The organism is Streptomyces flaveolus (assembly GCF_014648815.1).
GTDB lineage: Bacteria > Actinomycetota > Actinomycetes > Streptomycetales > Streptomycetaceae > Streptomyces > Streptomyces flaveolus.
On sequence record NZ_BMRV01000016.1, the window covers coordinates 167,412 to 185,666 of the forward strand.

Annotated in this window: 21 protein-coding genes and 1 pseudogene; 9 read left to right on the forward strand and 13 right to left on the reverse strand. The window is 72.6% G+C overall.

Translation table 11 applies throughout. The features are described 5' to 3' along the window. Window positions 1–156 precede the first annotated feature (156 nt). A complete protein-coding gene (locus IEZ05_RS30345; RefSeq protein ID WP_189233478.1) occupies window positions 157–903 on the forward strand; it encodes a GntR family transcriptional regulator in 747 nt (248 codons plus the stop codon). Window positions 904–918: 15 nt separating this feature from the next. On the opposite strand, the gene IEZ05_RS30350 is transcribed toward IEZ05_RS30345, so the two are convergent. Both IEZ05_RS30350 and IEZ05_RS30355 read right to left on the reverse strand, forming a co-directional pair. After that, window positions 919–1,644 carry a class I SAM-dependent methyltransferase gene (locus tag IEZ05_RS30350; RefSeq protein WP_189233479.1) on the reverse strand — a complete coding sequence of 242 codons (726 nt, stop codon included), beginning with the start codon at window positions 1,642–1,644 and terminating at the stop codon, window positions 919–921. A 4-nt stretch (window positions 1,645–1,648) separates the two neighbouring features. Then, window positions 1,649–2,233 carry a PadR family transcriptional regulator gene (locus IEZ05_RS30355; RefSeq protein WP_189233480.1) on the reverse strand — a complete coding sequence of 195 codons (585 nt, stop codon included), beginning with the start codon at window positions 2,231–2,233 and terminating at the stop codon, window positions 1,649–1,651. A 68-nt stretch (window positions 2,234–2,301) separates the two neighbouring features. Here IEZ05_RS30355 and IEZ05_RS30360 point away from each other — a divergent pair, with 68 nt between their 5' ends. From IEZ05_RS30360 to IEZ05_RS30370, 3 genes are all read left to right on the forward strand, one after another. Then, entirely contained in the window at window positions 2,302–2,694 is a 393-nt protein-coding gene (locus IEZ05_RS30360) for a nuclear transport factor 2 family protein (RefSeq protein WP_189233481.1), read from the forward strand. Between the two features lie 421 nt (window positions 2,695–3,115). After that, window positions 3,116–4,255 (forward strand): transcription termination factor Rho, encoded by a 1,140-nt coding sequence (rho, locus tag IEZ05_RS30365; protein ID WP_189233482.1) that lies wholly within the window; start codon window positions 3,116–3,118, stop codon window positions 4,253–4,255. Between the two features lie 117 nt (window positions 4,256–4,372). Beyond that, entirely contained in the window at window positions 4,373–5,548 is a 1,176-nt protein-coding gene (locus IEZ05_RS30370; protein ID WP_189233483.1) for a D-alanyl-D-alanine carboxypeptidase family protein, read from the forward strand. Window positions 5,549–5,569: 21 nt separating this feature from the next. Here IEZ05_RS30370 and IEZ05_RS30375 read toward each other — a convergent pair whose 3' ends face one another. Further along, window positions 5,570–6,493 carry a glutaminase gene (locus IEZ05_RS30375; protein ID WP_373298874.1) on the reverse strand — a complete coding sequence of 308 codons (924 nt, stop codon included), beginning with the start codon at window positions 6,491–6,493 and terminating at the stop codon, window positions 5,570–5,572. 115 nt (window positions 6,494–6,608) lie between these two features. Here IEZ05_RS30375 and IEZ05_RS30380 point away from each other — a divergent pair, with 115 nt between their 5' ends. Next, entirely contained in the window at window positions 6,609–7,667 is a 1,059-nt protein-coding gene (locus tag IEZ05_RS30380; protein ID WP_189233485.1) for a fatty acid desaturase family protein, read from the forward strand. Between the two features lie 31 nt (window positions 7,668–7,698). On the opposite strand, the gene IEZ05_RS30385 is transcribed toward IEZ05_RS30380, so the two are convergent. From IEZ05_RS30385 to IEZ05_RS30410, 6 genes and pseudogenes are all read right to left on the reverse strand, one after another. Further along, window positions 7,699–8,535, reverse strand: coding sequence for an undecaprenyl-diphosphate phosphatase (locus IEZ05_RS30385; protein ID WP_189233486.1), 837 nt, complete (start codon window positions 8,533–8,535; stop codon window positions 7,699–7,701). Between the two features lie 82 nt (window positions 8,536–8,617). Continuing rightward, window positions 8,618–8,992 carry a fluoride efflux transporter FluC gene (locus tag IEZ05_RS30390; RefSeq protein WP_189233487.1) on the reverse strand — a complete coding sequence of 125 codons (375 nt, stop codon included), beginning with the start codon at window positions 8,990–8,992 and terminating at the stop codon, window positions 8,618–8,620. Continuing rightward, complete coding sequence (locus IEZ05_RS30395) at window positions 8,989–9,378, reverse strand: DUF190 domain-containing protein (protein ID WP_189233488.1); 390 nt, start codon at window positions 9,376–9,378, stop codon at window positions 8,989–8,991. The genes IEZ05_RS30390 and IEZ05_RS30395 overlap by 4 nt, the downstream gene beginning before the upstream one ends. Then, a complete protein-coding gene (crcB, locus tag IEZ05_RS30400; RefSeq protein ID WP_189233489.1) occupies window positions 9,375–9,839 on the reverse strand; it encodes a fluoride efflux transporter CrcB in 465 nt (154 codons plus the stop codon). Before crcB ends, IEZ05_RS30395 begins: the two co-directional genes overlap by 4 nt. Before the next feature lie 195 nt (window positions 9,840–10,034). Further along, window positions 10,035–10,322, reverse strand: a complete 288-nt coding sequence (locus IEZ05_RS30405) for an ArsR family transcriptional regulator (protein ID WP_189233511.1) — start codon at window positions 10,320–10,322, stop codon at window positions 10,035–10,037. Window positions 10,323–10,523: 201 nt separating this feature from the next. Continuing rightward, window positions 10,524–10,679 (reverse strand): annotated as a pseudogene (locus tag IEZ05_RS30410) (beta-galactosidase); the annotation flags it as partial. 209 nt (window positions 10,680–10,888) lie between these two features. On the opposite strand from IEZ05_RS30410, the gene IEZ05_RS30415 reads away from it, so the two are divergent. Continuing rightward, window positions 10,889–11,281 carry a MarR family winged helix-turn-helix transcriptional regulator gene (locus IEZ05_RS30415; protein ID WP_189233490.1) on the forward strand — a complete coding sequence of 131 codons (393 nt, stop codon included), beginning with the start codon at window positions 10,889–10,891 and terminating at the stop codon, window positions 11,279–11,281. Window positions 11,282–11,350: 69 nt separating this feature from the next. Here the strand turns inward: IEZ05_RS30415 and IEZ05_RS30420 are convergent, their stop codons facing one another. Further along, window positions 11,351–11,752, reverse strand: coding sequence for an SseB family protein (locus IEZ05_RS30420; protein ID WP_189233491.1), 402 nt, complete (start codon window positions 11,750–11,752; stop codon window positions 11,351–11,353). Window positions 11,753–11,940: 188 nt separating this feature from the next. Here IEZ05_RS30420 and IEZ05_RS30425 point away from each other — a divergent pair, with 188 nt between their 5' ends. Further along, the gene (locus IEZ05_RS30425; RefSeq protein WP_189233492.1) at window positions 11,941–12,522 is read left to right on the forward strand and encodes an AMIN-like domain-containing (lipo)protein; all 582 of its coding nucleotides are present in this window, start codon (window positions 11,941–11,943) and stop codon (window positions 12,520–12,522) included. 25 nt (window positions 12,523–12,547) lie between these two features. Here the strand turns inward: IEZ05_RS30425 and IEZ05_RS30430 are convergent, their stop codons facing one another. Next, a complete protein-coding gene (locus IEZ05_RS30430) occupies window positions 12,548–13,018 on the reverse strand; it encodes an SRPBCC domain-containing protein (protein ID WP_189233493.1) in 471 nt (156 codons plus the stop codon). A 208-nt stretch (window positions 13,019–13,226) separates the two neighbouring features. On the opposite strand from IEZ05_RS30430, the gene IEZ05_RS30435 reads away from it, so the two are divergent. Both IEZ05_RS30435 and IEZ05_RS30440 read left to right on the forward strand, forming a co-directional pair. Further along, on the forward strand, window positions 13,227–14,672 hold the full coding sequence (locus tag IEZ05_RS30435) for a glyceraldehyde-3-phosphate dehydrogenase (RefSeq protein WP_189233494.1): 1,446 nt from the start codon (window positions 13,227–13,229) through the stop codon (window positions 14,670–14,672). 155 nt (window positions 14,673–14,827) lie between these two features. Beyond that, a complete protein-coding gene (locus IEZ05_RS30440; RefSeq protein ID WP_189233495.1) occupies window positions 14,828–17,104 on the forward strand; it encodes a PI-PLC domain-containing protein in 2,277 nt (758 codons plus the stop codon). 90 nt (window positions 17,105–17,194) lie between these two features. Here IEZ05_RS30440 and IEZ05_RS30445 read toward each other — a convergent pair whose 3' ends face one another. Further along, complete coding sequence (locus IEZ05_RS30445) at window positions 17,195–17,914, reverse strand: alpha/beta fold hydrolase (protein ID WP_189233496.1); 720 nt, start codon at window positions 17,912–17,914, stop codon at window positions 17,195–17,197. Window positions 17,915–17,933: 19 nt separating this feature from the next. Beyond that, window positions 17,934–18,255 (reverse strand): alpha/beta hydrolase fold domain-containing protein (locus IEZ05_RS30450; protein ID WP_189233497.1); only part of this gene is annotated, 322 nt, incomplete at its 5' end.

Below are 18,255 nucleotides of genomic sequence, written 5' to 3' on the forward strand. Positions count from 1 at the left end.
CCCGACCCCGTGGCGAGGGGTGGTGGCCGCCCGCGGGTGCGGCCGGTTTCGGCCGAACCGGCGGGCCGCACTTCCCTACTGGTTTAGACCAATGGTAGTTCTGGTGGCGCACCGAGCCCGCACGGCTACCGTACGTCACCCACAGGAGGGTCCGGCATGGCCCGCACCACCCCGCACGACGACCCTCTCCGCCCCGCGCCTTCGCCCCTGTACTGGCGGGTCGCCACCCAGTTGCTCGACGAGCTGCGACACGGGACCGTCCCGCCCGGTGAGCGGCTGCCGGGCGAGCGGCAGCTGGCCGAGCGGTTCGGGGTCAGCCGGGAGACGGTGCGCCAGGCCCTGGAGGTGCTGCGCCGGGAGGGCCTGGTCGCCACCGACCGGCGCGGCAGTCATGTCACCCTGCCGGGGCCGCCCGCCGAGAGCCCGGCGTCCCTCGCCTTCCCGGTCGGCGCCCGGGCGGCCGAGCCGTGCACCGGCGACCGGGCCACCGTGGCCTGGGAGGCCCCGCCGCCGGAGCACGCCGCGGCGCTGGGGCTGGCGCCGGGCCGGCCGACCCTGGTGCACCACTATCTGTCCGCGACCCCTGACGGCACCGGCCGGCGCACGGCCGTGACCTCGTTCTCCGCCGTGGCACTGGCCGAGGTCGAGGAGCTGGCCCGGTACCGCGACCGCGCCGACGGCTCCGCCACCGCCCAGTTGCGACGGGCCTACGACTGGATGCGCAGGGCAGGGCTGGCCCTGCACCACCGCGACACGATCACCCGGCTCGCGGACACCCCGGCGGTCCGGGTCACCCGGCGGGTGCACGACCAGTACGCGCGCCCGCTGGAGATCACCGATCTGGTGGTGGACTCCCAGCGGGACGCGCTCGTCTACGAGTTCACCCTGCCGGCGGCGGGCTGACCGGGCAGTCGCCGCTCACGGCAGCCGCCGGGCCACGACCAGCCGGGCGCGGGGGCTGCCGTCGGGCCGGAGCCCGAAGCCGGGCAGGGCGTGCAGGTCGACCCGGAATCCGGTGCGCGCCAGCTCGCGGCCCACGTCGCCGAGCCGGAACGTCCGGTAGTACATGACGAACGGTGGCTTCCACAGCGCGTTGCGCACGCGCATCGCCGTGTCGAAGCCCAGCAGCGTCCAGTACGCCCGGGAGCCGGGGCGGGGCGGGGCGCCGACGGGAAAGGCGAAGCAGCCGCCCGGCCGCAGCACGGAGCGCACCTGGGCGAACAGGTCCGGCAGTTCGCGGGGCAGGAAGTGCCCGAACGCGCCGAAACTCACCACGAGGTCGAAAACGGGCCCGAACGGCAGGGCGCGGGCGTCCGCGCGCACCCAGGAGATCTCGGGGCCCTCGGGCACGGAGCGCCCCCGCGCCTCCGCCAGCATGCCCGCGCTGAAGTCGACGCCCGTGACCCGTTCCCGGCACACCCGGCCGAGGACGCGCACGCCCGCGCCCGTGCCGCAGCACAGGTCGAGTCCGGTGCCGAAGGGCCCCATCGGCTCCAGCGCCGCCGCCACGGCGTCCAGGACCCGGTCCGGCGTGCGGTACGGGGTGTGGTCGAACTTCGGGGCGAGCAGGTCGTAGCCGCGCTCGACCGACGACAGCGCCTGGACGGCGAGTTCGCGCAGGGTGGGGCCTTCGGGGCTGAACATCCGGTCAGCCTAGGGCCTGCCGGGCCGGGCCCGCGGGAGCGCGCTGTTCCAGCACCGAGAGAACGCGTTCGCACCAGCGGGCGTTGTCCTGCTCGAAGGTGATCCCGGCGGTCAGCGTGAGGTAGGGGCCGACGCGGTCCGCGTCGCGCAGGTACTCCTCCTCCGTGCGGCCGTCGAGGAGGCGCTCACGGACGCGTTCGTAGCGGGCGAGCTTGCCCAGGGCCCAGGACCTGCGCTCCTCGACCAGCGCGCGGACCTCCCCGGGGTCGACGCCGTCCATGGCCTGCATTTTGATCAGGAACTCGTCGCGGACGGCGGTGGGGCGCCGGGTCGGCTCGGCGGCGAAGGCGCTCAGCCGCTCCCGGCCGGCCTGCGTCAGCGAGAACAGGCGCTTGGTGGGCCGGCGCTCCTGCGGCACCGTCCGGGACTCGATCAGCCCCTCCCCCGCGAGGCGGTCCAGCTCCCGGTAGAGCTGCTGGGGTGTCGCGGGCCAGAAGTTGGCGAGCGAGACGTCGAAGACCTTGGACAGCTCGTAACCCGACGCCTCGCCCTCCAGCAGGGCGGCCAGGACGGCGTACTTCAGAGACATGTCGACACGCTAGCAAGAAGTGGCTACTCTACTCCGCATTTATTCAAATAGTTTAATAGGGAGGGACGATGCAGGCATTCCGCGCGGCCGTCGAGGCGCACGACATGGACGCCGTCGAGGCGCTGCTGGCCGAGGACGTGGTCTTCACCAGCCCGGTCGTGTTCAAGCCGTACCACGGCAAGGCGATCACGGCGGCGATCCTGCGCGCGGTCGAGCGCGTCTTCGAGGACTTCCGGTACGAGCGGGTCATCGGCGAGGCGGACGGCCGTGACCACGCGCTGATGTTCGGCGCCCGGGTCGGCGACCGGGAGATCAGCGGCTGCGACTTCCTGCACCTCGACGAGGCCGGCCGCATCGACGAACTCACCGTGATGGTGCGCCCGCTGTCGGGCGCTCAGGCGCTGCAGGCGGCCATGGCGGCGCAGTTCGAGCGGATCGCCGAGGAGGCCCGGAGCGCCTGACGGGCGCGTGACGTCCCGAGCCCCGCCGGGCGCCGCGACCGGCGGGGCGTCGGCCTGCACGGAATACGCGCGGCGCCGTCCGCGTTGTGGAGGGTGTGGCGGTGAGGCCGTCCCGTCTTCCCACCAGATCACCGCTCGTAGTGGTACAGTCCGAGCAGCACCTGTGCACGCCCCCCTTCGCCTTCGTTGGGTTTCTTCGGGCGCCGGTGCGATTCTCCCTTCGGTTCGCCGACCCGCCCGTCCTGATGCGACCGGCGCGTCCGCTTCTCGGCCCAACCTCGTGAGCAGGGTCTTTCCCCTGAAGTCCGAGGTGCCGTTCCCCGCCGTCCCCAGGGTGTCGTCCGCCCCCTGCGCGGCTTCCTCCCCCTTGCTTCTTCCTTCCGCATGTCTCATGCCCGCGTCCGTGAAAGGACCGAACACCATGACCACCACACTCGAACACCCCCCTGTGCAGCAGTCCCCGGCCGAGATCGCCTCCGGCGTCCTCGACGTCGACGCGGGAGGCAAGGGCCACCTGCGCACCGGAGACCTGCTGCCCCAGCCGTCCGACCCGGCCCTCTCCCCCGCTCTGATCCGCCGGCACGGCCTGCGCAAGGGCGACCTCGTCGAGGGCGTCCTCGGTGACCGCCGCGCCCTGACCGACGTCGTCCGGGTCAACGGGCGTACGCCCGCGGGGCAGGGCGGCCGACGGCACTTCCGGGACCTGACCCCGCTGCACCCGCACGAACGGCTGCGCCTGGAACACCCCGCGGCCGGCCTGACCGGGCGCGTCGCCGACCTGATCGCCCCGGTCGGCAAGGGCCAGCGCGGGCTGATCGTCGCCCCGCCGAAGACCGGCAAGACCGTCCTGCTCCAGCAGCTCGCCGCCGCCGTCGCCGGCAACCACCCCGAGGCACACCTGATGGTGGTGCTGCTCGACGAACGGCCCGAAGAGGTCACCGACATGCGGCGTTCCGTGCGGGGCGAGGTGTACGCCTCGACGTTCGACCTGAGCGCCAAGCACCACATCGCCCTCGCCGACCTGGTGATCGAGCGGGCCAAGCGCCTCGTCGAGGCCGGCGAGGACGTCGTGATCCTCCTCGACTCCCTGACCCGGCTGTGCCGGGCGCACAACAACGCCGCCGCCTCCGGGGGCCGCACGCTCAGCGGCGGTGTCGACGCCGGGGCGCTGATCGGGCCGAAGCGGTTCTTCGGTGCCGCCCGCAAGGCGGAGGAGGGCGGCTCGCTCACCGTTCTCGCCACCGCGCTGGTGGAGACCGGCTCGCGCGCGGACGACTTCTACTTCGAGGAACTCAAGAGCACCGGCAACATGGAGCTGCGGCTCAGCCGGGAGCTCGCCTCCCACCGCGTCTTCCCGGCCGTGGACCTGACCGGCTCCGGCACCCGCCGCGAGGAACTCCTCCTCTCCACCGCCGAGTCGACGGCCGTGCGGGGCCTGCGGCGGGCCCTGGTGACCCGGGACGGGCACTCCGGTATGGAGACACTGCTCGAACAGATGCGCCGGACGCCGGACAACGCCACGTTCCTGCGGCGCGTCCAGCCGACCCTGCCCGCCGGCTGACGGCCGACCGGCGACCTGTCCGCCGCGTCCCGGGTCGCTACGGCCATCCGGGTGCTCGCGGGCGCGGCCCGGCCCGGGCAGCGTGGCGTCGCGCGGACACATTCCTACGTTTGCGGTATGACTATCGGATTCTCATCCCGGGCGACTCGGTCCACCTGTGTGCTCTGTGTGGCGGGCCTGCTGACGCTCATGCCCGCCGCCGCGGCCGCCCGCATGGTGCCGGACCCCGGTACGCCCGGCGGGCCGCGGGCCACGGCACCGCAGCCGTCCCTGCTGTACCGCTCCGGTACCCAGGCCCGGCTCCGCCCCGGCGCGCCGGAGGTCCCCGATGTCTCCGCCCTGTCCTGGGTGGTGGCCGACGCCGGCAGCGGCGAGGTGCTGGCCGCGCACGACGCGCACCGCAAGCTGCCGCCGGCCAGCACCCTCAAGACGCTGTTCGCGCTCACGGTGCTGCCGGTCCTGCCGGGCGGCATCAGCCACCGGGTGAGTACCGGGGAACTGTCGGACATCGGGCCCGGCAGCAGTCTGGTCGGCGTCGTGGAGGGCCACACGTACCGGGTCTCCGACCTCTGGAACGGCGTGTTCCTCAACTCCGGCAACGACGCCGTCCATGTCCTCGCCTCGCTCGTCGGCGGCTGGAGCGCCACCGCCGCCCGGATGCAGGCCGAGGCGCGTGCCCTCGGGGCCCGCGACACGCACGTGCGCTCACCCGACGGCTACGACGCGCCGGGCCAGGTCTCCTCTGCCTACGATCTGGCCGTCTTCGGGCGGGCGGGACTGCGCAACCCGGACTTCGCGCGGTACTGCGCCAGGATCGACGCGATGTTCCCCGACGGCGACGGGGACGCGTACGGGATCATGAACACCAACCGGCTGCTCACGGGTGCGGACGGGGTGGAGCCCTATCCCGGGCTGATCGGCATCAAGAACGGCTACACCAGCAGCGCCGGCAACACGCTCGTCGCCGCCGCCCGGCGCGACGGCCGCACCCTGGTGGTGACCGTGATGAATCCTCAGGAGGGTGGTGGCCACGCCGTGTACGAGGAGGCCCGCGCGCTGCTCGACTGGGGCTTCGGCGCCGCCGGGCGGGTGGACCCGGTCGGTTCGCTGTTGCCGGGGGGCACCCGGCCGCGGCCGGGCCCCGAGGCCGCACCCGCGGCGGCGAGCGCGGAGCCGGCCCCGGGCGAGCCGGGCTGGCCGGAGACCGGCGCGATCCTGGGCGCGGCCGGGCTCGGCGCGGGCGCCATGGCGCTGGCCCTGCGGCTCAAGGTCGGGCGGGTGGAGCGGGGTTGACCGGCCGGCCGTCGGCCCGGGTCAGAACACCGACAGTCCCGTCAGCGTCGTGAAGCGGTCCAGAGCCGCCACCCCGGCGACCGAGTTGCCCCGCTCGTCCAGGCCGGGACTCCACACGCACAGCGTGCAGCGGCCGGGCACGACCGCGATGATGCCGCCGCCGACCCCGCTCTTGCCCGGCAGGCCGACCCGGTAGGCGAAGTCACCGGCCGCGTCGTACGTGCCGCAGGTCAGCATCACCGCGTTGACCTGCTTGGCCTGGCTGCGGCTCAGCAGCCGGGTGCCGTCGGCGCGGACCCCGTGCCGGGCGAGGAACCCAGTGGCGAGGGCGAGGTCGGCGCAGGACGCGGCGACGGAGCACTGGCGGAAGTACTGCTCCAGCAGGACCGGCACCGGGTTGTCGATGTTGCCGTAGGACGCCATGAAGTGGCCGAGGGCGGCGTTCCGGTCGCCGTGGGCCGTCTCGGACGCGGCGACCTCCTCGTCGAAGGTCAGGTCCGGGTTGCCGCTCTCGGCACGCAGGAAGGCGAGGAGTTCGCCCGCCGCGTCGCCGGTACGGGTGTGCAGCCGGTCGGTGACGACCAGGGCGCCCGCGTTGATGAACGGGTTGCGCGGGATGCCGTTCTCGTACTCCAGCTGCACCAGGGAGTTGAACGGGTTGCCGGACGGTTCGCGGCCGACGTGCTCCCACAGGGCGTCGCCTTCGCGGGACAGGTCGAGGGCGAGGGTGAAGACCTTGGTGATGGACTGCGCGGAGAACGGCTCCCGCCACTCCCCCACGCCGTACACGGTGCCGTCCGGCTCGGCGACGGCCATGCCGAAGCGGCGCGGGTCGCAGGCGGCCAGCGCCGGGATGTAGTCGGCGGGCCGGCCGCTGCCGGGGGTCCGCTCGATCTCCTCGGCGATGCGCTCCAGGACCGGCTGGAAGGTCGTCGGCGTACTCATGGTCACCATCTTCCCTCCGGGTGCGCCCCGGCGTCCGGGAGGTGGGGTTAGCTGCACCCCTTTTCGGGGGCAGACGTCATTCTGCGGGCGGACGGCCGTTCACATACTGGAGCGTATGGCCAATCCAACGGTGCTCATCGAGACGTCACCCGCCCGCGACGAGGAAAAGGGACGCGAAAAGGGAAGCGACTTTTCCGAACTGTCACGGCGCATAGCCGACGCGGGGCTGCTGCGGCGGCGCCCGCTGTATTACACGGTGCGTTTCGGGGCCGTCGCCCTCGCGCTCGCCGGCGTCGTCGCGGCCTTCACGGTCCTGGGGGACAGCTGGAGCCAGTTGACCGTCGCCGTGGCGGCGGCCGTCGTCTTCGGCCAGCTCGGGCTCGCCGCCCACGACCTCGCCCACCGGCAGGTCTTCTCACGCCGACGCCCGAGCGAGGCGGGCGGTCTGCTGGTGGCCAACCTGTTGCTGGGCATGAGCTACGGCTGGTGGATGAACAAGCACACCCGTCACCACGCCAATCCCAACCACGAGGAGAAGGACCCGGACGTCTCCCCCGACATCCTGGTCTGGTCACGGCGTCAGGCGAGCAGGGCCACGGGCCTTCCCCGGTTCATCGGAAAGCACCAGGCCGCCCTGTTCTTTCCGCTGCTGACGCTGGAAGGACTCAATCTGAGTTTCAGCAGTTTCAAGGCGCTGCGCAGCCCGTCGATGAAACGGCCGCTGCTGGAGGGAACACTGCTCGTCGCCCATTTCGTCCTGTACTTCGGCGGCCTGTTCACCGTCCTCTCCCCCGGCAAGGCGCTCGCTTTCGTCGCCGTGCACCAGGGCCTGTTCGGGATCTACCTGGGTTCGGTCTTCGCGCCCAACCACAAGGGCATGCCGATGATCGAGGAGGGCACGCGGCTCGACTTCCTGCGCCGGCAGGTCCTCACCTCCCGCAACGTGCGGGGCGGCGCGTTCGTCGACGCCTTCATGGGCGGCCTCAACTACCAGATCGAGCACCACCTGTTCCCCAGCATGCCGACGCCCGCCCTCGCCAGGGCCCAGGTCATCACCGAGCGGTACTGCGCCGAGCTGGGCGTCCCCTACCACCAGACCGGACTGCTCGCCTCGCACCGGGAGGCGCTGCGCCACATGCGCAGGGTCGGGGAGCCGCTGCGCGACGCCCGCTGAGGCGCGTGGCCGTCCCGCACCGGCGCGGCGGTCAGCTGTGCAGCACGCCCGTGCCGAGCAGCCCGAACAGCAGGACGCCGACCACGATCCGGTAGATCACGAAGGCGTCGAAGGAGTGCTTGGTGACGAACTTCAGCAGCCAGGCGATGGAGGCGTAGGCCACACCGAAGGACACGACCGTGCCGACGGCCAGCGGGGCCGCGCCCGCACCCGTGCCGAGGGCGTCCTTCAGCTCGTACAGACCGGCACCGGTCAGGGCGGGGATGCCGAGGAAGAAGGAGAGCCGGGTGGCGGCCACCCGGTCGAGGTCGAGCATCAGCGCGGTGGACATGGTGGCTCCGGAGCGGGAGAAGCCGGGGAAGAGCAGGGCGAGGATCTGGGAGCCGCCGACCAGCATGGCGTCCTTGAACGACGTGTCGTCCTCGCCCCTCTTGTGCCGGCCGGTCCGGTCCGCCACCCACATGACGGCGCTGCCGGCGATCAGCGAGCCCGCGACCACCCACAGCGAGGCGAGGGGCCCCTCGATCAGCGGCTTGGCCGCCAGGCCGACGACGACGATCGGGACGGTCGCGAGGATGACCCACCAGGCGAACTGGTAGTCGTGGTGGTAGCGCTCCTCCCGGTCTCTCAGACCGCGCAGCCAGGCGGAGACGATCCGCACGATGTCCTTGAAGAAGTAGACGAGCACGGCGGCGATCGCACCGACCTGGATGACGGCCGAGAAACCCACGACGGCGTCGTCGTCGACGGGGATGCCCATCAGCCCCTCGACGATCTTCAGGTGGCCGGTGGAGGAGACGGGCAGGAACTCGGTCACCCCCTCGACGGCTCCGAGGACGACGGCCTGGCCGATGCTGATGACGCTCATGGGATCCAGTTCTGCTCGGGACGGGCGCGGGACGACGGTCGCGGACGGGCCAGTCCTACTACACGCAGGTCAACGCGGCGTCTTACGCCCAGAGCGCGTCGGCCAGCGTCACCCCCGCGAAGGCCGCGCCGAGGCCGGCCGCCACGCTCGCCCCGACGTTGGCGGCGGCGTGCAGGCGGGCGCCCGTCCCGGTCAGCCGCAGCGTCTCGTAGGAGAAGGTCGAGTACGTCGTCAGGGCGCCGCACAGCCCGGTGCCGAGCAGCAGCTGGAGGTGGGAGGAGGCGGCTCCGGCGAGCACCGCGCCGGTCAGCACGCCGAGGACGAGGGAGCCGGCGACGTTCACCGTGAAGGTGCCCCAGGGGAAGACCGAGTCGTGCCGGGACTGCACGGCGCGGTCGGTGAGGTAGCGGAGCGGGGCGCCGACCATGGCACCCGCGACGACCAGCAGCCAGTTCACGACGACTTCTTACCCTTCGGGTCCGTCCCACCCGGTCCCCCGGGTACCTCCTCGCGGCCGGCGTACCGGATGACCTCGCAGTCGTCGAGGATCACCAGGCCCTCGGTGACGAGTTCGTCGAGCTGCGGCAGAAAGGCCCGTACGCGCTCCTCGGTGTCCACGATGACGACGGCCACCGGCAGGTCCTCGCTCAGGGACAGCAGCCGGGTGGTGTGGATCAGCGAGGAGGCGCCGAAGCCCTCGATGCCGCGGAAGACGCTCGCGCCGGCGAGGCCCGACCGGTGGGCCCGGTGGACGATCTCCGAGTACAGGGGCCGGTGGTGCCAGGTGTCGCTCTCGCCGACGAGGACGGTCACGCGCAGGGCGCTGCCGGTGAGCCGTGTCATGGCTGCCTCCGCTTCAGGACGCGGCGGGTCGCCCATGCGGCGAGGGCGACCGCCGTGAGGGCCGCGAGCGGGGTCGCGGCGAGGTAGGCCAGGCCGGTGCGGGTGTGGCCGGTGGCGAACAGTTGCCGGCTGTCGACGGCGTAGGTGGAGAAGGTGGTGAAGCCGCCGAGCACGCCGGTGCCGAAGAAGGGCCTCACGAGGCGGTGGGCGGCCCACACGTCGGTGATGACGACCATGAACACGCCGATCACCGCGCAGCCGGTGACGTTGACCCAGAAGGTGGCCCAGGGGAAGCCGCCGGTGTGTGTGGGCCAGCCCAGGGATACCGCGTAGCGGGCGGTGGCGCCGATGCCGCCGCCGAGCGCCACGACCGCGACGACCGGCGCCTGCGTGCGTAGGCCCGGGCGCCGGGGCGCGGCGGGGCGTACACCGCCGAGGCTGTCCGTGTCCGGGGCTGTCATGGTCGTGCGTCTCCTACTCGCCGGGCATGGGGGTGCCCCCGTTCGCAAGTAGGGACCGTTGGCGGCATCTGCCGCGGTTCGGGTACGGCGGGCCCCACCGCCGCGCCGCGCGCACCGGCGCGGCTGTCGGCCAGCCTAACGCCGGGCCCCCGTCCGGGTCACTTCGGGAGCGGTGCGGGGTCCGGGGGCGGAGCGCTACCAGCCCTTCTCGAACATGCGCGCCACTTCGGCGATCCGGACCTCGTCGCGCCGGTAGTAGGTGCGCCGGCGGATTCTGCTGGTGCGCAGCAGGCCGAGGGCGACGAGCAGGCGCAGGTGCCTCTTGGCCACCCGGCGGGGCACGCCGAGCCGGGCGGCGACGAGGTCCGCGCCGACGCCGTGCGCGAGGGCGTCCGGGCGGCGTTGCGGCGGGAAGTGCGCGACCGGATCCTTGAGCCACTCCAGGATGTCGAGACGCGTGGTGTGCGCGGGAGTCCTCGGCATCTCGCCCTCCCTCCGGGCCTTCCGTGCCGTGTCCCTCCACTGTCCCGCAGCGGGGGCTCCGCTGTCCGGGACTCCCGCCGCCGTGTCCGGTACCGGTCTCCTCCCCGGGGGCCGGGGAGGGAGGTCCAGCCGTCCAGGCGTACGGGTGGAGACGTACCAGGCGGTGCCCTCGCCGCGGCGGTGGCGGCAGACGGCGGGCCTGCCCCAGGTCTCGTTGACGGCGTCGACCGTGCCGTACGTCGTCGCGAGCCGGCGGCGGAAGTGCGCGGCACAGGAGTCGCAGTAGCAGGCGGAGACGGGGACGCCGTGCTCGTTGTGGACGGCCCGGAGCGCCAGTGCCGGGTGGCCGCCGTAGCGCTCGCGCCCCCGGATCAGCGCGGAGATGGTCCGGGGGCTGCCGGCCCAGATCGGCGGCGAGGACCCGGCGGCCGTGATCCTCCCGGCGGAACTGGTGAGGCGCAAGTCGACCCAGGCGGTCCTGCCGGGGAAGGGCGGAACGATCCGTTCCTTGCACCCGCAGTAGTTGCACGATCAACGAACGGTCCGTCCGGTGCTACCGTGCAGGTATGGCAGCCAAGACGGCCGGGGCGCGGCTCGAGGAACGGTGGCGGGAGATCCTCTCGGTGCACGCGCGCACGATGTGCGAGATCGACCGCGTGCTGCACCCGCACGGCTTGGGCGCGAGTGACTTCGAGGTGCTCGACATACTGGTGGCCGAGGCGCCGGAGGAAGGCTCCCAGTGCCGGGTGCAGAACCTGGTCGGCCGGGTCCACCTCAGTCAGAGCGCGTTGTCCCGGCTCATCGCCCGGCTGGAGAAGGACGGGCTGGTGGAGCGCTCCATGTGCGCGGAGGACCGGCGCGGTGTGTGGGTCGCCCTGACCCGCAAGGGCCGCGACCTGCACGCCGAGGTGCTGCCGCTGCAGCGGTCCGTACTGGCCCGCATGCTGGGCGACCACTAGCCGTTCGTCGCCGGAGGCGGGCCGGCCCGGTGTCCCGTGCTGTCCGGGGGCGGGCCGGCTCCCGCATCCCTAGGGACGCGCCAGCAGGGTGCGCACACCGTCCGACGTGAGCGTCAGGCGGTGCTCCGAGCCGGCGTCGATGGACAGCGACAGGTCGTCGGCCGGCCACTGCGCGGCGAGTGCGCCCAGCGGCACCATGCGGTAGCGCGAGACGTACGGCAGCAGGTCGGCCATCTCCAGCTCCGAGGTGAACACGGGCACCACCTGGCGGCCCCCCTGCTGCTCCAGCACCGGCAGGGCCAGCATCCCGGGGTCGGCGGCGTCCTGCTCGTTCGCGTCGTCCGGTACCGGGACGAGCACGTCACTGCTCGCGAGGGTGTCGAGCGCCGCCGTGTTCTCGGTGTTCTCGGCGAGCGCGTCCAGTGCCCGCTGGGCGGGCGTGGTCGGGTGGTCGTTCGCGGGTGTCTCCATGGCAGATTCCCTGGTAGCGGCGGTGGGGTGGGGCCCGCGCGGATGATCGGCACGAGCGCGGTCCAGGCTCGCGTACCCGAACGCCCACGGCGCAATCATGTTCGGGGTCCATGCCCGCAGCACCGCAACCTTTTGGGCAATCGGGCTGTCTCACCCATAACCGAACATGTTCACCTCGGGGGGACATCATGCGACGAACCAGTGCGGTACTGATCGCGGCCCTGCTCACGAGCAGCGCCCTGGGGACGGCCGCGGTCGCGGCGGACGCCGCCCCGGCCGCCACCACGCGGATCACGGCCTGCCCCACCGGCTGGGGCAGCCTCGCCAAGTCCCGTGCCACCGCGACGACCGTGCCGGTGCGGGACGTCAGGACCGGCCGGCACACGTGCTTCGACCGGATGACCGTCGACGTGCCGGGTGCGCGCGCCGGCGGTCTCGGCTACCGGGTCCGGTACGTCGACCGGCTCCATCAGGACGGCTCGGGCCGCCCGATCGCGGTCGGCGGCGGAGCCGTCCTGGAGATCCGGGTCGCCGCACCCGGATACCGGCCCGAGACCGGCGCTCCCACCTATCCCGGGCGGGCCGGCCGGCCGCTGCCGGGTGTGGACCTCGCGGGCTACCGCACCTTCCGGGACACCCGCTTCGCCGGCAGCTTCGAGGGCGAGACGCAGATCGGGCTCGGTGTGCGGGCGCGGCTGCCGTTCCGGGTGCTGGTCCTGGACGGCCGCGTCGTGGTGGACGTCGCCCACACCTGGGGCGCCGGGCGCTGACGGCGGTGCCGCCGCGGGCCGTCCCTCAGCCGGGCCGGCCCGCGGCCTCCACGAGCGCGGCCAGTTTCGCCAGGGCCATGCGGGTGCCCGTCTCGTTGTCCACGGCCGGCACCGCGTCGGGCAGCCCTTCGTGGACCACGGTGACGTCCGTGCCGCCGGCCACGTCGGCGAGCGTGGTGGTCATCGTCATGGTGCCGGCGAAGGCGGGGTCCGCCGACTCGAACTCCAGCACCTCCACGACCCGTTCGTCGGGCACGAGCCGCGCGAAGCGCCCGTGGTAGGTGTCGGTGTGCGCGCCGGACTTTCCGGTGCCCGTCGCCGCCTCGTACGTGAGCGACACACGGAAGGTGCCGCCCTCCCGGGCGTCGAAGGTGTGGACCCGGGCCGTCATGTCGTCCGGCGTCCGCCAGGCCGCGACGGCGTCCGCGTCCAGCAGCGCGCGGTACACGGCCGCACGCGGGGCGTTCACGTGGCGGGTAACCCGTGTCGAGTGCATGGCACCACTGTTCGCCGCCGCCGGGATCCGGGCAAGCCCGCACACCGGCCGCCGGTTCAGGGCGTTCACCCCGGTCCTCCGGCCCGGCCGGCGGCGGACCGGATCGGGCGTGATCCGGCACTCATCTGATCGACGAGGGGCCCACTTGATCGATCATAGGGGCGGTGGGGTTAGCATATGAGCGCCGCCTAGCTCGAAAGATAGAGACGTGACTGTCAACGACGACTCGTTCACCAATTGGAAGAACCGCGAGGAGATCGCGGAATCGATGATCCCGATGATCGGGAAGCTGCACCGCGAGCGGGACGTCACCGTCCTGCTGCACAGCCGCTCCCTGGTGAACAAGTCGGTGGTCAGCATCCTCAAGACGCACCGCTTCGCCCGGCAGATCGCCGGTGCGGAGCTGTCGGTCACCGAGACGCTCCCCTTCGTCCAGGCCCTCACCACGCTCGACCTCGGTCCCTCGCAGATCGACATCGGCATGCTGGCCGCGACCTACAAGGACGACGACCGCGGCCTGTCGGTGGCGGAGTTCACCGCCGAGGCCGTCGCCGGCGCCACCGGAGCGAACAAGATCGACCGCCGTGAGCCGCGCGACGTCGTCCTCTACGGCTTCGGCCGCATCGGCCGCCTCGTCGCCCGCCTGCTCATCGAGAAGGCCGGCTCGGGCAACGGCCTGCGGCTGCGCGCCATCGTCGTCCGGGGCGGTGGCGACCAGGATCTCGTCAAGCGGGCCTCGCTGCTGCGCCGCGACTCGGTGCACGGCCAGTTCCAGGGCACGATCACCGTAGACGAGGACAACAGCACGATCGTCGCCAACGGCAACGCGATCAAGGTGATCCACGCCGACGACCCGACGCAGGTCGACTACACGGCGTACGGCATCAAGAACGCCATCCTCATCGACAACACCGGCAAGTGGCGCGACCGCGAGGGCCTGTCGAAGCACCTGCGCCCCGGCATCGACAAGGTCGTCCTGACCGCGCCGGGCAAGGGCGACGTCCCGAACATCGTGCACGGCGTCAACCACGACACGATCAAGCCGGACGAGCAGATCCTGTCCTGCGCGTCCTGCACCACCAACGCGATCGTGCCGCCGCTGAAGGCGATGGCCGACGAGTACGGTGTGCTGCGCGGCCACGTGGAGACCGTCCACTCGTTCACGAACGACCAGAACCTGCTGGACAACTACCACAAGTCGGACCGCCGCGGCCGGTCGGCGCCGCTGAACATGGTCATCACCGAGACCGGCGCCGCCTCCGCCGTCGCCAAGGCGCTCCCCGACCTCAAGGCGAAGATCACCGGCAGCTCGATCCGCGTCCCGGTGCCGGACGTCTCGATCGCGATCCTCAACCTCCAGCTGGCCCGTGAGACGACCCGCGAGGACGTCCTCGACCACCTGCGCGAGGTGTCGCTGACCTCGCCGCTCAAGCGCCAGATCGACTTCATCAGCGCCCCCGACGCGGTCTCCAGCGACTTCATCGGCTCGCGCCACGCCTCGATCGTCGACGCCGGCGCGCTCAAGGTCGAGGGCGACAACGCCATCCTCTACCTCTGGTACGACAACGAGTTCGGCTACTCCTGCCAGGTCGTCCGCGTCGTCCAGCACGTTTCCGGGGTGGAGTACCCGACGTACCCGGCCCCGGCGGTCTGATCCGCAGGACGGCGCATACGCGCGAGGGGCGGCGGGAGTTCTTCTCCCGCCGCCCCTCGCGCGTGCGGGACGACGGCACTGTGCGCGCCCGCCGCCGGCGACACGGGACCGCGCCGGTGGGTGGCGGGTGGCCGGCGGGAACGACAATGGGGGCCATGGAAGGACTGGTTCGCCGCTCGACATGGGTCCAGGTGCTGGTCTGGACCGTGGCCGTGCTGAGCCTGACCGTCCTCGCCGCGGCAGCCGTCGTGCGGAGCACCGTGCTCGACCCCTCGTTCTACAGCCGGGTGCTCGAGGACGAGCACGCCTACCAGCGGTTCTACGACGAGGTGCTGGTCGATCCGCACAGCACGCCCCTGACCCAGGAGCTGCTGGACCGGCTGCCCGTCCCGGAGTCCACCATCACCTCGAACCTCAAGGTCGTGATTCCGCCGGAGACGCTGCGGACCATGAGCGACCGGCAGATCGCCGAGGTGATCCACTACCTGGAGGGCGACCGCGACGGGCTGCGCGTCACCGTGGACCTGGAACCCGTCGTCGCGAACGTCGAGAGGCTCAGCCAGGCGTACTTCGGTGATGCCGTCGCCGCACTGCAACAGCGTGCCGAGCCCGATTTCCAGGCCTTCGTGCAACGCCTGTCCGAGGTGGCCGCGCAGGTGGTGGCGGGCGAGGCACCGCTCGATGACCTGCCGACGCTGCCGCTCTCCCACGACCAGGCCGTCACGGCCACTCAGGCCCTGCTGCGGCTGGTGCCGCGGGACGCCCGCGCCGGCCTCGGGCCCACCCTGGAGACCGCCCTGGACCGGGGCGACGTGGCCGCGGCACTGGCCTCACTCGCGCCGGTCGCCCTGACGGACCAGGTCCGCGCGACCGCCGCGGAGCTGCTGCGCGAGGCGCGCGACGGCACCTGGGTCATCACCGTGCGCGTCGATCCGTCCCGCGACGAACTGGCCCCGGTGCACCGGGCACGCGCGGTCACGCGCCTGTTCCAGGCGGTCGTGGAGCCGGCCGCCGTGATCCTGTGCGCGGCCGCGCTCTCGCTGCTGTGGTTCTCCACGCCGTCCCCCGTCAAGCGGCGCCTGATGCCGCTGGGCTGGGTGCTCGCCGCCGCCGCCTCGCTCACGGCCCTCGCGGTGTTCGTCCTCCGGCTCACGCTGGGCGACGCGCTCTTCCGGGCGCCGGCGTCGTGGCCGCCGACGGCCGCCCGTCTCCTCGCCGACGTGCAGGCCACCGCTCTCGACCGGCTGCTGACCACGGCCACCGTCGTCGCCGTGATCCTGCTGGCCGCGGGAGCGCTGCTGATCACCGTCGCCTGGGTGTGGCAGACCAGGCCGACGGTGCCGGTGTTCACCGACCCGCGGCACGGGCCGGCGCTGACCGTCGTCGTGTCGGCGTGCGCGCTGGCCGGGACGGTGTTCGCCCCGGTTGCGCTGACGGGTCCCTCCCCGCGGATCTGCCAGGGCAGTACCGAGCTGTGCGACGCCCGCTACGACGAGATCGCCCAGCTCGCGGCGCACAACGCGATGGCCACGACCGCGGACCGCTTCATCGGCCCGCTGCAGGATCCCGACATCGTCGGCCAGTTGGACGCCGGGGTGCGCGCCCTGCTCCTCGACACGCACCGCTGGGAGCGGCCCGAGGAGGTCGCGGCCCGGCTGAGCACCTCCGAGTTCTCCCCGGAACTGCGCCGGCAGCTCACCAGCATCCTGGGGCGGGTGAACCCGCCGCACCCGGGCCTGTGGCTGTGCCACTCGGTGTGCGGCGCGGGCGCGCTGGAACTGACGCCCACGCTGCGTCAGATCGGCGACTGGCTGCGCGCTCATCCTTCGGAGATCGTCACCCTGATCGTGCAGGACGGAGTCGACGCCGTGGCCACCCAGCGCGCCTTCGAGCAGGCCGGACTCTCCGGTCTGCTGTACGCGCCGGATCCCGATCCGGACCGCCCGTGGCCGAAGCTCGAGGACATGATCGACCGTGGCCGGCGCCTGGTGGTCTTCGCGGAGAAGGCGGACGGTCCCGCCCCGTGGTACCGGAACTTCTACGGGTACGGCATGGAGACGCCGTTCGCCTTCCGCAGCCCCGACGCGATGACCTGTCTGCCCCACCGGGGCGGCACGGACAAGCGGCTGTTCCTGCTCAACCACTTCGTCACGGCCGGCGGCGGCCGGCGGCTGGACGCCGGTACGGTCAACTCCCGGCAGCGGGTGCTGGAACGGGCGCACGACTGCGAGCGGCGGCGGGACAGACCGGTCAACTTCGTCGCCGTGGACTACGCCACGATCGGGGACGCCCGGGGCGCGGTCGACGACCTCAACACCGAGCGGCTCCAGGACGATCCGCGGTTCCCCGTGAAGCGGTCGCCGGAGAAGCTTCCCGGTGCGGTGCGGGCCGGTGCCGCGGACCGACGGTCCGGTGGACGGGCCCGGCGCTGAGCCGGCCCCGAGCGGACCGCCGAAGCGGCCCTGCCGATGGCCGGCAGGACCGCATCCGCCGGGGCGAGCGTCCACGTCGTCCCCGCCTGCTCAGGCGGTGGCGCGCACCGCGTCGAGGATGATCCGCGCCACTTCCTTCGGCTGGGAGACGGCGACGGCGTGCGAGGCACCCTCGATCTCGACGACGGTCGCCGCGGCGCGCTCGGCGCCGAAGCGCTCCACGTCCGGGTCGATGGCCCGGTCCGCGCCGGCCACCAGGGCCCACGACGGCTTGGTCTTCCAGGCCGCCGCCGCGGCCTTCTCACCGAACGCACCGAGCGCGAGCGGGCGTTGTGCGGCCGCCAGGATCTTCGTGACCTCGGCGGGCACGTCGGCGGCGAAGACCGAGGGGAACGCCTCCTCCTGGATGGTGACCTCGGTGGCCGTCCCGCCCTCGGCGGTGGGGTACGTCCACTCCTTGAGGCTGCTCACCAGCGGCGAGTCGGGGAAGCGGCCCTGCAGTTCGCCGAGGCTCTCGCCCTCCTCCAGGACATAGGCGGCGACGTACACCAGGCCGACGACGTTGTCGGTGGTGCCGGCGACGGTGATCAGGGCTCCGCCGTAGGAGTGGCCGACGAGGACGACGGGGCCGTCGATCTGCGCGGCGACGGAGGCGATGTAGGCGGCGTCGGAGGCGAGACCGCGCAGCGGGTTGGGCGGCGCCACGACGGCGACACCTTCGCGCTGGAGTTCCTCGATGACGCCGGACCAGCTGGCCGCGTCGGCGAACGCGCCGTGGACCAGGAGGACGGTGGGGGTGGAAGCGGACATGAGCGGGGCTCCTCGGTGATCAGGCGGCGTGCAGGGCGGTGCGCAGGGTGACGACCGCCTGGTTGATGGCGGCGTCGGCGGCGTGGGTCTCGCGCAGCGCGTTGAGCATCACGAAGTCGTGGATGATGCCCTGGTAGCGGACGGCGGTGACGGGCACGCCGGCCTCGCGCAGCTTGTTGGCGTACGCCTCGCCCTCGTCGCGCAGGACGTCGGCCTCGGCGGTGATGACGAGGGCCGGGGGCAGTCCGGTGAGCTGCTCGGTGGTGGCGCGCAGCGGCGAGGCGGTGATCTGGGCGCGCTCGGCCTCGTCGGTGGTGTACTGGTCCCAGAACCACTGCATG

Coding starts and splice junctions, on each gene's coding strand:
- IEZ05_RS30345 (WP_189233478.1), top strand. CDS start 157: ATGGCCCGCACCACCCCGCACGACGACCCTCTCCGCCCCGCGCCTTCG.
- IEZ05_RS30350 (WP_189233479.1), bottom strand. CDS start 1,644: ATGTTCAGCCCCGAAGGCCCCACCCTGCGCGAACTCGCCGTCCAGGCG.
- IEZ05_RS30355 (WP_189233480.1), bottom strand. CDS start 2,233: ATGTCTCTGAAGTACGCCGTCCTGGCCGCCCTGCTGGAGGGCGAGGCG.
- IEZ05_RS30360 (WP_189233481.1), top strand. CDS start 2,302: ATGCAGGCATTCCGCGCGGCCGTCGAGGCGCACGACATGGACGCCGTC.
- rho (WP_189233482.1), top strand. CDS start 3,116: ATGACCACCACACTCGAACACCCCCCTGTGCAGCAGTCCCCGGCCGAG.
- IEZ05_RS30370 (WP_189233483.1), top strand. CDS start 4,373: ATGACTATCGGATTCTCATCCCGGGCGACTCGGTCCACCTGTGTGCTC.
- IEZ05_RS30375 (WP_373298874.1), bottom strand. CDS start 6,493: ATGAGTACGCCGACGACCTTCCAGCCGGTCCTGGAGCGCATCGCCGAG.
- IEZ05_RS30380 (WP_189233485.1), top strand. CDS start 6,609: ATGGCCAATCCAACGGTGCTCATCGAGACGTCACCCGCCCGCGACGAG.
- IEZ05_RS30385 (WP_189233486.1), bottom strand. CDS start 8,535: ATGAGCGTCATCAGCATCGGCCAGGCCGTCGTCCTCGGAGCCGTCGAG.
- IEZ05_RS30395 (WP_189233488.1), bottom strand. CDS start 9,378: ATGACACGGCTCACCGGCAGCGCCCTGCGCGTGACCGTCCTCGTCGGC.
- crcB (WP_189233489.1), bottom strand. CDS start 9,839: ATGACAGCCCCGGACACGGACAGCCTCGGCGGTGTACGCCCCGCCGCG.
- IEZ05_RS30405 (WP_189233511.1), bottom strand. CDS start 10,322: ATGCCGAGGACTCCCGCGCACACCACGCGTCTCGACATCCTGGAGTGG.
- IEZ05_RS30415 (WP_189233490.1), top strand. CDS start 10,889: ATGGCAGCCAAGACGGCCGGGGCGCGGCTCGAGGAACGGTGGCGGGAG.
- IEZ05_RS30420 (WP_189233491.1), bottom strand. CDS start 11,752: ATGGAGACACCCGCGAACGACCACCCGACCACGCCCGCCCAGCGGGCA.
- IEZ05_RS30425 (WP_189233492.1), top strand. CDS start 11,941: ATGCGACGAACCAGTGCGGTACTGATCGCGGCCCTGCTCACGAGCAGC.
- IEZ05_RS30430 (WP_189233493.1), bottom strand. CDS start 13,018: ATGCACTCGACACGGGTTACCCGCCACGTGAACGCCCCGCGTGCGGCC.
- IEZ05_RS30440 (WP_189233495.1), top strand. CDS start 14,828: ATGGAAGGACTGGTTCGCCGCTCGACATGGGTCCAGGTGCTGGTCTGG.
- IEZ05_RS30445 (WP_189233496.1), bottom strand. CDS start 17,914: ATGTCCGCTTCCACCCCCACCGTCCTCCTGGTCCACGGCGCGTTCGCC.